The 13,656-nt window shown below is 61.4% G+C and carries 8 protein-coding genes, 1 tRNA gene and 1 pseudogene; 7 read left to right on the top strand and 3 right to left on the bottom strand.

Features of this window, described 5'->3' with window-relative positions; all coding sequences use genetic code 11:
• Nucleotides 1-16 precede the first annotated feature (16 nt).
• Together V5D86_RS07495 and V5D86_RS07490 are read left to right on the top strand one after the other, a co-directional pair.
• Complete coding sequence (locus tag V5D86_RS07495; RefSeq protein WP_414596062.1) at nt 17-886, top strand: fumarate hydratase; 870 nt, start codon at nt 17-19, stop codon at nt 884-886.
• Entirely contained in the window at nt 883-1,578 is a 696-nt protein-coding gene (locus tag V5D86_RS07490; protein ID WP_414596061.1) for a FumA C-terminus/TtdB family hydratase beta subunit, read from the top strand. The genes V5D86_RS07495 and V5D86_RS07490 overlap by 4 nt, the downstream gene beginning before the upstream one ends.
• A 73-nt stretch (nt 1,579-1,651) precedes the next feature.
• On the opposite strand, the pseudogene V5D86_RS07485 reads toward V5D86_RS07490, so the two are convergent.
• Nucleotides 1,652-1,900, bottom strand: a pseudogene (locus V5D86_RS07485) (carboxypeptidase regulatory-like domain-containing protein); the annotation flags it as partial.
• Between the two features lie 594 nt (nt 1,901-2,494).
• On the opposite strand from V5D86_RS07485, the gene V5D86_RS07480 reads away from it, so the two are divergent.
• Complete coding sequence (locus V5D86_RS07480) at nt 2,495-7,858, top strand: ATP-dependent helicase (RefSeq protein WP_414596060.1); 5,364 nt, start codon at nt 2,495-2,497, stop codon at nt 7,856-7,858.
• A gap of 47 nt (nt 7,859-7,905) precedes the next feature.
• Nucleotides 7,906-8,262 carry a transcriptional regulator gene (locus V5D86_RS07475; RefSeq protein ID WP_414596059.1) on the top strand — a complete coding sequence of 119 codons (357 nt, stop codon included), beginning with the start codon at nt 7,906-7,908 and terminating at the stop codon, nt 8,260-8,262.
• Here V5D86_RS07475 and V5D86_RS07470 read toward each other — a convergent pair.
• Nucleotides 8,192-9,097, bottom strand: coding sequence for a DNA-3-methyladenine glycosylase family protein (locus V5D86_RS07470; protein WP_414596058.1), 906 nt, complete (start codon nt 9,095-9,097; stop codon nt 8,192-8,194). The genes V5D86_RS07475 and V5D86_RS07470 overlap by 71 nt on opposite strands.
• Before the next feature lie 54 nt (nt 9,098-9,151).
• Between V5D86_RS07470 and V5D86_RS07465 the strand changes: the two genes are divergently transcribed.
• Together V5D86_RS07465 and V5D86_RS07460 are read left to right on the top strand one after the other, a co-directional pair.
• Nucleotides 9,152-9,988, top strand: a complete 837-nt coding sequence (locus tag V5D86_RS07465) for a TIM barrel protein (protein ID WP_414596057.1) — start codon at nt 9,152-9,154, stop codon at nt 9,986-9,988.
• A gap of 63 nt (nt 9,989-10,051) precedes the next feature.
• A tRNA-Thr gene (locus V5D86_RS07460) sits at nt 10,052-10,126 on the top strand.
• Between the two features lie 71 nt (nt 10,127-10,197).
• Here V5D86_RS07460 and thiC read toward each other — a convergent pair.
• Nucleotides 10,198-11,493 carry a phosphomethylpyrimidine synthase ThiC gene (gene thiC / locus V5D86_RS07455; protein WP_414596056.1) on the bottom strand — a complete coding sequence of 432 codons (1,296 nt, stop codon included), beginning with the start codon at nt 11,491-11,493 and terminating at the stop codon, nt 10,198-10,200.
• 252 nt (nt 11,494-11,745) lie between these two features.
• On the opposite strand from thiC, the gene gyrB reads away from it, so the two are divergent.
• A complete protein-coding gene (gene gyrB / locus V5D86_RS07450; protein WP_414596055.1) occupies nt 11,746-13,653 on the top strand; it encodes a DNA topoisomerase (ATP-hydrolyzing) subunit B in 1,908 nt (635 codons plus the stop codon).
• The last annotated feature ends 3 nt before the right edge of the window (nt 13,654-13,656 follow it).

The following is a 13,656-nucleotide window of genomic DNA, read 5'->3' as shown; positions in this document are numbered from 1 at the left end:
CCTCCGTTAACCGGGCATGATCAAGTTGCCCGAGCCGGTGGACCAGGTCGTCGTCAACCTTCTCCGCCTGGCCAATACGAGGATTCCCGAGGATGTCGGTTGGGCCCTGGAGGCCGCAGGCATGTGGGAGACCAACCCTGTGGCCTATACCCAGATCGGTGCCATAATGGACAATCTGAAGAAGGCCGAACACATGGGAAAGCCCATGTGCCAGGATACCGGGATACCTGTGTTCTACGTCCGGGGGAGGTTCGATTCGTCCATCGCTACGGAGATCTCCAAGGGCGTGGAGAGGGCGACCTCCGAGATCCCCCTGAGGCCGAACACCGTCGATCCCCTGACCAGGGAGAACGACGGGAGGAACCTGGGTCCGGGCATGCCGATGATCCATTTCATCCCAACGGACGACGATTTCACCGAGATAACCGTCCTGCCCAAGGGTGCCGGATCGGAGAACATGACCAGGGTAGGCATGCTGAATCCAGCGGAAGGCGTGAAGGGCGTGGAGGATTTCATCGTCGATTCCGTCCTGAACGCAGGGGGCAGGCCATGTCCTCCCACCGTGGTCGGCGTAGGCATCGGAGGGATGTCCGACACATGCGCGGAGATGGCCAAGATGGCGCTCGCCACCCCTCTGGATGTCGAGAATCCCGACCCCGTGCTCAAGGACATGGAGGAGAGGATCTTCATGAGGTTGAACGCATCGGGCCTCGGTCCGATGGGGCTCGGCGGCAACACGACCTGTCTGGGGGTCAGGATCAGGAAGGCGAACTGCCACACTGCCAGTCTCCCCGTAGCGGTCAACATGGGGTGCTGGGCGACCCGCCGCGCCTCCGCCAAGATAACGGAGAACGGTGTCGATTACGCGCAGGGGGCGGTTCTGTGACAAATCTGGTATCGCCGCTCTCCGAGGATGCGGTCCGGTCCCTCAAGCTCGGGGATACTGTGTTCGTCACCGGGCCGGTGGTCACGGGACGCGACGAGGCACACATCCGCGCGCTCGAGCTGAGGTCGGAGGGGAAGGAGACTCCGTGCGAACTCGACGGGTGCGTCCTCTACCATTGCGGGCCAATCATGAGGAGGATGGATGACGGATGGGCGGTGGTCGCCGCGGGTCCGACGACATCCGCGAGGATGAACGTGCTGGAGCCCAGGATGATCCGCGAGTTCGGGATCCGTGCGATCATAGGCAAGGGGGGCATGTCCCCCGAGGTCGTCCAGGCCATGAAGGAGTGCGGATGCGTCTATCTTGCCGCCACCGGCGGTGCAGCCGTCTCCCTGGCCGAGGGTCTTGGGAGATGCACCGGGGTGAAGTGGGAGGACCTTGGCATGGCCGAGGCCCTCTGGAGCTTCGAGACCTCTAGACTCGGCCCGCTGATCGTGGCCATCGATGCCGACGGGAACAGCTTGTATGAGAACGTGTCCCGGTCGCTCGTCAGGGATGCTCGATCGAGTCGTCTTCGTCACTGTCGAGGGGTTCGAGGTCGTTTATCACGACGATCTCCGACCCTTCGGTCCTGGATCTGTGGACGATCGCGAGGCTCACGGCCAATGCGACGATTATCAGCATTATGCTGATTCCCAGGAGGGCATGCGGGGCATCGATTCCCCCGAGGAACTCTATCCCGAACTCGTTCTCCTGCATGGTGATGGAGATGGCGGACGCCTCCGATGTGGAGACGAATATCGTCTCCGAGTTCTGGAACCCGCTGCATGTGGCCGAGATGTAGTAGGTCCCGTATGGGACTGTCATCTCGAAATACCCTGCGGAATTCGTGTTGGCGGTGTAACGTATCCCGTTGGCCGATATCGCCGTGACGACGGATCCCTCGACCTCGAACGTGTTGTTGCCATTTATCCCATAGACGGTGCCGAACAGCGTTCCGTTGGTGATCGCCATTCCGACGGCCTTGCCAGAGTAGCAGTCCCCGCTCAGCGGGTATTTCCCCTCCTCGTCAGGCGTGATCTCCGAGATGTCGAAGGAGACCGTGTTGGCATCGTCCGTGAACTCCATGGAGTCGGGCAGTGCCCTGGGGGTGTAGCCCGGAAGGTCGAAGAAGATGTATCCCGGGTCGCAGTCGTTCAGGTCGTATGTGAACTCGAACCTGCCGTCCTCCGATGTGACGGTCCCTTCGATCAGGTCCCCGTTCTTGTCCATGAGGCTCACGGACACATCGCCGAGGGGGACGTTCTTGTCGTGGTCCGAGATGTTCGACACATACCCGTACACGGTGAAAGTCGTGACCGGCAGGGGATCGGGCTCCTCCTTCGCCGAAGACGCATCTTCCAGCGCACAGGGCGCGAACAGAATGCTTGCGGCCACGACGACCGCGAGGACGACCAGGACATCACGCCTCATGCTGGCATCTATCGGAAAGCACCTAATTAATGGTACCCAATGAAGCTTCGGGACGCGTGCCGTCACATGCACGCTATCCGTCGCTGGGAAACACTTATTATAACATCCATCTTAGGCGTCCCATTCGTGGTCGAGATGCTTGAGAAAGTAGATAGGACATACACCAAGGACGAGGTAATGTCTCAGATGGAACCTCTTATCTCAACGTGGTTCGAGGAGAGGTTCGACAATCTTACCATACCTCAGGCGAAGGCCATACCTGTCATACATCAGAGGCGCAATGTGCTCGTCTCGTCGCCCACCGGGTCCGGAAAGACCCTCACGGCATTCACCAGCATCATCAACGAGCTCACCCGTTACGCCAGGGAGGGGACCCTGGAGGAGAGGGTGTACTGCATCTACGTCTCGCCGCTCAAGGCACTGGCGAACGACGTCAACCGCAATCTCAACGAGCCTCTCGCCCAGATGCGCGAGCTGGCGGAGGAGCGTGGGATGAACGTCCCGGACATACGTGTGGCCGTACGTTCCGGCGACACGCCGCAGAACGAGAGGCAGAAGATGGTCCGTCACCCTCCGCACATCCTCATCACGACGCCGGAGAGTCTCGCCCTCATCCTGTCCGCGCCCAAGTTCAGCGAGTCCTTCAAGAACGTCGAGTGGGTGATCCTGGATGAGATCCACGACATATGCGACTCCAAAAGAGGGGCATTCCTGTCGCTGACCCTGGAGAGGCTCAGGAACCATTGCGAGAACGACTTCGTCCGCATAGGCCTGTCGGCGACTCTCGCTCCCATCGAGGCGATCGCGGCCTATCTCGTGGGATGCAACCCCGACGGGTCCTGTCGCGACGTGGCGCTGATAGAGTCCGGGTCCAAGAAGCAGTTGGACCTCAAGGTGATATGTCCCGCCACAGACATGACCGCTCTCCCATCGGACATCGTCAACTCGATGATGTACGACATGCTGAAGGACCTGGTGGACCAGCACGAGACCACGCTGGTGTTCACGAACACGAGGTCCGGCGCCGAGAGCGTCGTCTACAAGCTCAAGGAGCGCGGGCTCGACAGCATCGAGGTCCACCACAGCTCCCTCAGCAAGGAGATAAGGCTGGATGTGGAGGAGAGGCTCAAGCACGGGGAGATCCGTTGTGTCGTCTCCTCGACATCGCTGGAGCTCGGGATAGACATCGGGTCCGTGGACCTGGTGTGCCAGATCGGGTCGCCGAAGTCCGTCGCAAAAGGCCTCCAGAGGATCGGCAGGAGCGGGCACAGCTTCGGGAAGGTCGCCAAGGGGCGCCTCCTGGTGTTCGACCCCGACGACCTGGTGGAGTGCGCCGTCATGTGCAGGGCGGCCCATCGCGGGGACATAGACCGGGTCGGCATCCCGGAGAACTGCCTGGATGTCCTGTCCCAGACCGTCGTGGGCATGAGTCTGGACAAGAAGTGGGACGCTCACGAGGCATACGAGCTGGTCAAGGGATCCTATTGCTACCGCAACCTTTCCGAGGAGTCGTTCACGCAGGTGCTCAGGTACCTGGGCAGCAAGGATGATTTCGAAGGCGTGTACTCCAAGATCTGGTACGACCCGGAGGAGGCCAACTTCGGAAAGAGGAAAGGCTCCCGCATGATCTACTTCATGAATCTGGGGACCATCCCGGAGGAGGCCAACTACAGGGTGGTCACAAATCACGGCAGCACCGCCGGGGAGCTCTCCGAGAAGTTCGTGGAGAGGCTGTCCCCGAGGGACGTCTTCGTTCTGGGCGGGCGCTCGTTCGAGTTCGTCCGCTCCAAGGGCATGACCGCATACGTCAAGGAGGCCAGCGGAAGGAAGCCGACCGTCCCGTCATGGGCGGGGGAGATGCTTCCCAGGAGCTTCGACCTGTCGATGGACATAGCGGAGTTCAGGAGCGAGATGGAGGACATCATAAGGGAGAAGGACCCCGATGCGATAGCCAGCATATCCAGGGACTTCGATGTGGACGAGGGCTCCGCAAGGAGCATCCTGTCCTATTTCAGGGAGCAGGACGCGGTCGCGGGGTTCATCCCGGATTGCAGGAGGTTGGCGATCGAGGAGTACATCGACCCCTCCGGCAACCAGAAGCTGGTCTTCCATTTCCCGTTCGGCCGCAGGGTCAACGACGCCTTGTCCAGGGCGTATGCGTACAGGATAACCGGGGCCATAGGGTCGAACGTCTCCATAACGATCTCCGACGACAGCTTCATGCTCGGACTTCCCAGGAAGATCGACCCCTCTACGGTTCCTGCGATGGTCGGCCCGGACGAGATCGACCCCATCCTCCGCAAGGCCATCCGCGATTCGGAGATCTTCAAGCTCAGGTTCAGGCACACCGCGTCACGCAGCTTCATGATCCTCAGGAACTACATGGGCCGTCCGATATCGGTCAACAGGCAGCAGATCCGCTCCACGTACCTCCTGGAGGCCCTGGGGGACATGGAGAACGTCCCGGTCATCGAGGAGACGTACAGGGAGGTCCTGGAGGACGACATGGACATCAAGAATGCCAAGGTGGTCCTGGACATGATACGCTCCGGCGGCATGAAGGTGGACGTCATCCGCTTCACCGGGACGCCGTCCCCGTTCGCCCATTCGGCCATCCTGTCGGGATTCTCGGACATCGTCCTCATGGAGGACAGGTCCGCACTGCTCAGGGAGCTCCACCGCAAGGTCCTGTACCGTGCGCTGGGGGATTCCGTGTCCGAGTTCGAGTTCACCGAGGACCAGATCATCCCGTACTTCTCACAGAAGCCCCCCAGGGCGCTCTGCAAGGAGGACGTCCCGAAGGTCCTTGCCTCCACGGGGCCGCTGCAGGCGCTCAGGCAGAGGGGGCGCAACATCTACGCGTACGCGGACGAGGACAAGGCCACCGTGGACGGTTGGGTCCGCGACCTAATAAACGAAGGCGTGCTGGGCACGGTCTTCCTCGACGAGACCCACGTCATGACACGTTCGGAGATACCGTTCTATGCGGCCGCGACGAGGAAGGAGAGGAAGCTCAACGACGTCGACGAGGCCGTCCTGGAGAGGATAGGCGAGAGGACCCTGCTCTCGGAGGTCACCGCGGACCTGGAGGTCAGCGAGGACGCCGTGTTCAGGTCCGTCAGGAAGCTCGAGTCCATGTACCTGGTGACGAGGGCGGGGATAACCGGCAACAACAGATGGTACTTCTCCCGCGCGGACGTCCCCGACATGGACAGGGACTCCGCGATCGACCGCATAGTCCTGCGCTACCTGGAGTGCTTCGCTCCCGCAACCGTCCAGGAGGTGGCGTACGCGCTGTCGCTGGAGGACTCCGAGGCGAAGACGTCCCTGGAATCCCTGTGCGCGGAGGAGGAGGTCGTCAAGGGCAAGTTCCTGATCTCCGAGAACGACCAGTACATGCTGAAGCTGGACTACATGCGCCTGAAGGCCGGCAAGGACAACGTCTATGATTACGAGACCGTCGAGCGCTACAGGCTCTCCAAGGGCGAGAGGTTCTCGTCGATACGCGAGTACTTCGAGTTCTACGGTAGCGCGGGCAGCGAGCTGGACGTCTTCCAGAGGGTGGACGGCTTCGATCTCTCGGAATGGCAGGAGATGCGCAGGTCCGGGGAGATCCTCCTCGGGCGCTTCGTCCGCGGAAGGGTGCGGTTCGTGCTCCGCGAGGATGGTGCGAGGCTCGCCACGATGCGGAACGACGAGACGCAGCCGGGGGACGAGCGCGTCATGGAGGTCATCGAGCGCAGCGGCCGCGCCACGTTCAGGCAGATCCTGGCGGCCACCGGCATGGACAAGGAGGCCGCCAAGGAGGCCGTCATGAGGATAGACCGCTCCCTGATGGTGGTGCGCGACTTCGACGACAAGGAGGACTGGGGGACCGAGAACACGTACGCGCCGTACACGCCCGACGTGCCCGGGGACGATGCGCTCAGGACGCTCACCGAGAGGGCGATACGCGGATACGGCCCGGTCCCCGCAGGCTCCATGAGGTTCATAACAGGGGTGTCCGCGGACGAGACCGAGGCCGTGGCATCCGACATCGGGGCGGAGACCATCCTGGTCGGCGAGGGTCAGACGCCCATGCTGGTGATGTCCGATGAGATCCCCCGCCTGGACGATGTCCCGGAGCAGGAGTTCCCGCTCCGGATCCTGACGCTGTCCGACCCGGACCTGGGGTCCAAGTGGGCGGAGATCACCTCGCGCTACGGGGACAAGTGGATCTACCCGATCGTCCGCGGGAACACCGTGGTCGGGGCCATGGAGATGTGGGAGATGGCAGGGGTCATCGACATACGCGGCATGGACATGGACGATCCGTCGATGCTCCCCGAGGTCCTCGCCGCGATAGACCGGATGATGGGATTCTACCGGCAGAAGGGCATGGAGATAGTGCGCATACGCGAGATCCTGAACAAGGACGCTTCCGAGCTGGACGACCAGGTCGCGGACGTCCTGCTGTCGAACGGGTACCATCTCATAAACGGGTTCTATGCGAAGGGGAGGTTCGAGCCCTGGACGGTGTCCGAGGACATACTGATCAGCATGGCCATCCGGAGGCAGGGCGTCTCCAAGACCGATTGGAAGGGGACGGCCGCGATCCTCCTGAACTCGCGCGGATACATCAGAGGGGAGCAGGAGCTGCCCATTCGTGTCCGGGACACGTCCTCGCTGAAGAAGCAGCTGGACGGGACCGGTGCCCTGAAGATCGCGCTGATGCCGTCCTTCATAGGGTACGCGACCCCCGAGACCGCGGGGCTGTACCGTTCCGCCAAGGCCATCGTCATGTCCGAGCCCGCCAAGAGCGTCCTGGGGATCGTGAGGCGCGACCAGCCCATCTCCAGGAAGGAGATATTCTCGAACTCCCCCTATTCGCAGGAGGTCACGTCCGAGGCGATAAACGAGCTCGTCCGCGGCACGGTCATAGGCCAGGACCTCGACTCCAGGTACGTCGAGGTGAAGGATGCGGGCATCGACCGCTTCGATGCGCTGAAGCGTGTGGCCGCCGAGCATTTCAAGGGATTCGGCTCGTTCACCGCGGACCTCTTCTCGCTCTTCATAGAGTGCAGGATGTCGGAGGCGAGGCGGGTCCTCGCCGAGCTGGAGAACGACGGCGTGGTGAAGAAGGGGTTCTTCATGGAGGGGGACCCCACACTGAGATGGATGCTGTCCCCGGACGTCGGGAAGAGGCACATCGGGTTCGGCGAGTCATTCGTCCTCAACACCCAGGACAACCTCAGCCTGTACCTGCGCGAGCACATACGTGCGCACTGCGGGAGCACGAAGGCAGTGATCATGCGCGGCCCGGAGATCATCGGCTCGTTCAAGGGGAAGGTGTGCGTGTCCGGCGCGAAGGTCGAGGAGTTCGAAGGGTCCGACCGTGCATCCAGGATCCTCAAGGAGGCCGCACAGGCCGCCGGTGTCAGACTGGAGTCGCAGAGGGAGAGGGATGACGACGACTGGGACGTCTCGGAGTTCTATTCCAAGCTGAACCTCGGTGCGTGAGTTAACGGGGTTAAAGTTTTTAATAGGGTCATCGCATCCCATGGACGATGAAGATACCTTGCGAGATCGTGGTGTGGCAGGTCCTGCCGCTAATCCGCAGAGAGGTGGCAAGGGAGCTCGTGTCCGGATACGGTATGAAGCAGGCCGAGGTCGCCCGCAGGTTCGGTGTGACCGATGCGGCCATATCCCAGTATCTGACAAAGAAGCGCGGCGGCGAGTATTCCTCGGCGGAGATGTACGATCAGTTCCTGGCAGAGGTCAGGGAGTCCGCCAGGAGGATCGCGGAGGAGGACTCCGAGTTCGACCGGGAGATGTGCTCCCTCTGCGGGACCGTCAAGAAGATCGGGCTCCTCGCGGAGATCTACCGGTCGGAGACCGGCACGATGCCCCCGAAGTGCCTCTGACGTCGCTTCCCCGGTCGTATCGCTCGACCGACGACGTTCCGGGTCCCGTTATGAACTTGCTGTGATACAGGAACTCCTGGGCGTATCCCGCGTATCTGCCGAATCTCTCGCGCCCATACCGGGACACGACCTTGTACGAGCCCTTCACGCCGTACATGTTCTCCATTATCTGCGCTATGCGGACGTCGACCGGGAACGCATCGAGGTGTCCGCATCCGAAGATCGCCACGCAATCGGCCACCTTCGGACCCACCCCTTTTATCTCCATGAGCGCACCGATACACTCCTCATACTCCATGGACGCGATCCCGTACGGGTCGATCTCCCCATCCTCCGTGCGTTGAGCCAGCTCTATGAACCTGTTCTCGCGGAAACCCAGCCTGCAAGACGGTATGAGCTCCGCACGGTCGAGGATCTCCCCTGGCGTCGGGAACGCATGCCTTCCTCCGAGGTCCCTCCCGCACAGTTCGCACACGGATTCGACCATCTTGCCGATCCTCGCGACATTGGCGTTCGTAGCCAGGAGATAGGTCCCCAGGCATTCCCACGGGTTCTGTTTGAGTATGCGGAGCCCGGGACATTGGGAGGACAGCGATGCTACATAGGGGTCCCTCTCGGATATCTCCGAGACTATGCCCTGCAGGTCGTCGCCGGAGCGGAAATACTCGAGGAGTGCGGCCTTGTCGGAGCACCCCTCCACATCCGCGCCGTACTCTGTCTGTCTCAGGCGGACTATCTCGTTTCCCAGCACGCCGGTCCACCAGTCCCCGTCCTTCCTCCATCTGTGGGCCTGTCCGCATCCGAGGGTCGGATCCAGCGAGACTTCGAGCTCCATGCGCATGCTGGGGGAATCGTCGCCATAAAATAACTATGCGGGCATCAGGATGCCATGAGATTCGGACCTGCGGGCTATCCCGCTGCCGGGAAGAAGCCGGAGGGAGCCCTGGAGTACACCAGAGGCCTCGGGTTGGACGCGTTGGAGGTGGAGTTCGTCCGCGGTGCCCGCATCGGTGAAGAAAGGGCGCAGGAGATCGGCAGGAAGGCGAAGGAGCTGGACATCAGGCTGAGCTGCCATGCGCCGTATTTCATAAGCTTCAACTCGGAGGAGCAGGAGAAGAGGGACAAGAGCGTCGATTATGTCACCTCCACGGCCCGTGCCGCCCACAATCTCGGCGCGTACATCATCGTGATCCATGCGGCATCGTACGGGAAGTCGCCCGATACCGCCCTAGGCAACGTGATCGACGGACTGAACAGGAGCAAGGAGGTCCTGGACGACGAGGGGATCCGGGACGTGATCCTCGGCGTGGAGACCATGGGGAAGCTCGGACAGTTCGGGACACTGAAGGAGATCGCCCAGGTGATGGATTCGGTCGATGGCGTCCGTCCGGTGTTGGATGTCGCTCACGTCCACGCACGCGGCCACGGGTCCCTCAGGACGGAGCAGGATATGCGCGACCTCACGGACGAGTTCTTCGGCCTCTGTGGGGATGTGGCCCACTTCCATATCAGCTGCATAAAGTACGGCGACAAGGGTGAGATCTCCCATCTGCCTCTGGAGACCAAAGAGCCAGATCTGCAGCTTCTGGCGAATGTCCTCGATGATTCGAAGCAGGAGTGCACGTTCATCTGCGAGTCCCCGTTGATCGAGAAGGATGCCGTCGTGTTCAGGGACATGTTCCCCAGATACAGGCTTCGAGGCACGTCCCGTGCTCGAGGACGATAATCGCATGACCTGAGCGGCTCGTGCAGGCCATTTAAATAGAAGGAATATATCGCGATTCTCAGTGCCACTGTGGCTCAGCGGTAGAGCGGCGGTTTCGTAAACCGTAGGCCGGGGGTTCGATCCCCTCCAGTGGCTCCATTTCTCCACCAATCAGTTTGTTCCGAGAGAGGGAAGGGTGTTTCGGACGGTCTCCCGTCCGTGCTGTGGGATCAGCAGTCGTGGTTCCCGTCTTCCTTCCGCATGTACGTGTTGACGATCTTGATCGCACACACGTCACCGCACATGGAACACCCCTCGCTCTCCTCGGTACAGCCCCTGCATCTGTATCTGCGGGCCTTCTCGGGATCTATGCATGTGTCGTACATGGTGTTCCAGTCCAGGTTCTTCCGGGCCTTGGCCATCCTGGTGTCGCGCTCCCTCCCGATCCCTCTGCTGAGGTCGCCGACATGGGCCGCGATCTTCGATGCGATGACCCCTTCGCGGACATCGTCGACATCCGGCAGGGAAAGGTGCTCGGCAGGCGTCAGATAGCATAGGAAGTCCGCCCCGGACTGTGCTGCGACCGCTCCGCCGATCGCTCCGACGATGTGGTCGTACCCGGGCGCGATGTCCGTCACGAGCGGTCCGAGGACGTAGAACGGCGCGTTGTCGCAGAACCTCTTCTGGATCTGCATGTTCATCGGCACCTGGTCCAGCGGAACGTGGCCGGGCCCTTCGACCATGTTCTGGACCCCGGCATCCCTTGCGCGTCTCACGAGGTGTCCCAAGGTCATCAGTTCGGAGATCTGGGCCTGGTCGGTCGCGTCGTCTATGCATCCGGGCCTGAACCCGTCGCCCAACGACAGGGTGAACTCGTACTTCCTGGCCATCTCCAGCAGGTAGTCGTAGTTCTTGTAGAGCGGATTCTCCTCATCGTTGTGGAGTATCCATGCCGTGAGGAACGACCCTCCTCTGGAGACGACGTCCATGAGACGGGGGCTCTTCCTCAGCCATCCGACCGTCTCGCGGGTGATCCCGCAATGGACGGTCATGAAGTCCATACCGTCCTTGGCATGCTTCTCGATTCCGTTGAATATGTCGTCCTCGGTCATCTCGACGACGGCGTTCTTCCTGGCGGCGGTGAGGCCGGTCTGGTATATCGGGACGGAGCCCATCATCACGGGGCATTCCTTCAGAAGCCTGGCACGTATGGCGTCGATGTCCCCGCCGGTGCTCAGGTCCATGACCGCGTCGGCACCGTATCTCATCGCGACCTTCAGCTTCTCGATCTCGGAATCGAGGTCCACGATGTCCCTGGACGTTCCCAGGTTGACGTTGATCTTGATGGAGAGTCCTTCGCCTATGGCCGCTGGCTCTGCGTCGTGGACTGGGTTGTGCGGGGCGCAGATGCGTCCCGAAGCGATGCCGTTGCGGATGAATTCGGGACTGACTCCTTCCTTCTCCGCGATCTTCCGCATCAGATCCGTTGTTTCGCCCCTGCGGGCCTGCTCCATGATCGTACTCATTGGGATCGCTCCCCATATCATGCGGATGTTCTAAAAAGAGTCGTAGTGCGGACTGCGTCCCAAGGGGAGCCATCCGTCCCGGCATGTGCCGTACATCACGGCCCCGTCCGTTGCCGATGTTCCGATCCATATGCAGGAATCGACTGCGGCATACACACGGAATTAGATTCGTCACGCATCCCCTCGCGCGCGTGTATACGCGTGCGCGCGCCTATTTATATAAAGAAACCATCGGTCAACCAGAGGATTTCTATGGATGGGAATTTCAACAAGGCCGAAGAGGACTATGACGCGGACAGCATCGTCGCGCTCCATGGTCTGGAGGCGGTCAGGAAAAGGCCGGGGATGTACATCGGGTCCACCGACTCCCGCGGTCTCCATCACATGGTGTACGAGGTCGTGGACAACGGTATCGACGAGGTCATGGCGGGATTCGCGACCGAGGTCGATGTCGTGATCAACGAGGACGGTTCGATATCCGTCACGGATGACGGCAGGGGTATACCGACCGGTATGAACCAGGAGGAGGGCAAGTCCGCTCTCGAGATGTGTCTCACGGACCTGCATGCCGGGGGGAAGTTCAATCAGAACAGTTACAAGGTCTCCGGTGGTCTGCACGGGGTCGGGGTCTCCGTCGTCAACGCACTGTCCGAGCGGCTCATCGCCACCGTGGACAGGGAGGGCAAGCGCTTCCAGCAGACATACAGGATCGGAATCCCCGACGGGCCCGTCGAGGTCATCGGGGATTCTGACCGTCACGGCACGACGATCACGTTCTGGCCGGACCCCGAGATGTTCGAGACCGTGGCGTTCGACTATACGACCCTTCAGAACAGGTTCCGCAACCAGGCGTTCCTGAACAAGGAGGCCACCATCAACTTCGAGGACAAGCGCACGGGCAGGAAGGAGAGGTTCCACTATGACGGAGGGGTCTCCGAGTTCGTCCAATACCTGAACAGGTCCAAGACGCCCCTCCACCCCTCTCCAATGCACTTCGAGGGCGAGAAGAACAACGTCGTCATCGACATCGCGCTCCAGTGGACCGACGGGTACAACGAGGAGATAGACTCTTTCGTCAACACGATCTTCACTCCGGAGGGAGGGACGCACCTGACCGGGTTCAGGACCGCCCTCACCAAGACGATAAACGACTATGGCAAGGCGAACAACCTGCTGAAGGACATGACCCTCGAGGGGTCCGATGTCCGCGAGGGTCTGACCGCCATCATCAGCGTCAGGATGCCCGAGCCCCAGTTCGAGGGACAGACGAAGGCGAAGCTGGGTAGCAGCATCGCCCAGGGTGCCGTATCGGCCCTCATGGGGGAGAAGCTGTCCGAGTTCCTGCTCGAGAACCCGCAGGTGGCCCAGCTGATCGTCAAGAAGGCGGTGTCCGCCTTCGAGGGCAGGGAGGCCGCCAGGAAGGCAAGGGACGCCACCCGCAGGAAGAGCGTCCTGGAGACCACCAGCCTCCCCGGGAAACTGGCCGACTGCTCCGAGAGGGACCCGTCCAAATGCGAGCTGTACATAGTCGAGGGGGACTCCGCAGGGGGAAGCGCCAAGCAGGGGAGGGACAGGCAGTTCCAGGCCATCCTCCCGCTGAGGGGGAAGATCCTCAACGTGGAGAAGGCCAGGCCGGACAGGCTCCTGGACCACGAGGAGATCAAGAACCTCGCCATCGCGATCGGAGGGGGCATAGGGAAGGAGTTCGACGTGTCCAAGATCCGCTACCACAACGTCGTCATCATGACCGATGCGGATGTGGACGGCGCGCACATCGGGACCCTGCTGCTGACCCTGTTCTACAGGCAGATGAAGCCCCTGATCGAGGCGGGACACGTCTACATCGCGATGCCCCCGCTGTACAGGGTCTACAAGGGGAAGAAGCAGATCTACGCCTACAACGACGAGGAGATGGTCTCCGCCATGGCCGAACTCGGCCAGGGTGCGAACGTCTCGAGGTACAAGGGACTCGGGGAGATGAACCCCCAGCAGCTGTGGGAGACCACGATGAACCCCGAGACCAGGATCATGAAGAAGGTGACGATCGAGGACGGCATCCTGGCGGACCAGCTGTTCTCGGTGCTCATGGGCGACGACGTGGAGCCGAGGCGCGAGTTCATCATCGAGCATGCCCACGAAGTGATCAACCTGGATGTGTGATAC

It is taken from the genome of Candidatus Methanoprimaticola sp. MG2 (assembly GCF_047501175.1).
Taxonomy (GTDB): Archaea; Thermoplasmatota; Thermoplasmata; order Methanomassiliicoccales; family Methanomethylophilaceae; genus Methanoprimaticola.
The sequence above is the reverse complement of the archived record's forward strand: the minus strand, read 5'-3'. Positions and strand labels throughout refer to the sequence as shown.

Excerpts from the sequence above, each read along its gene's own strand:
- V5D86_RS07470 (WP_414596058.1), bottom strand. The coding sequence starts at position 9,097 with ATGGAGCTCGAAGTCTCGCTGGATCCGACCCTCGGATGCGGACAGGCC.
- V5D86_RS07480 (WP_414596060.1), top strand. The coding sequence starts at position 2,495 with ATGCTTGAGAAAGTAGATAGGACATACACCAAGGACGAGGTAATGTCT.
- V5D86_RS07495 (WP_414596062.1), top strand. The coding sequence starts at position 17 with ATGATCAAGTTGCCCGAGCCGGTGGACCAGGTCGTCGTCAACCTTCTC.
- V5D86_RS07465 (WP_414596057.1), top strand. The coding sequence starts at position 9,152 with ATGAGATTCGGACCTGCGGGCTATCCCGCTGCCGGGAAGAAGCCGGAG.
- V5D86_RS07475 (WP_414596059.1), top strand. The coding sequence starts at position 7,906 with ATGAAGATACCTTGCGAGATCGTGGTGTGGCAGGTCCTGCCGCTAATC.
- thiC (WP_414596056.1), bottom strand. The coding sequence starts at position 11,493 with ATGAGTACGATCATGGAGCAGGCCCGCAGGGGCGAAACAACGGATCTG.
- gyrB (WP_414596055.1), top strand. The coding sequence starts at position 11,746 with ATGGATGGGAATTTCAACAAGGCCGAAGAGGACTATGACGCGGACAGC.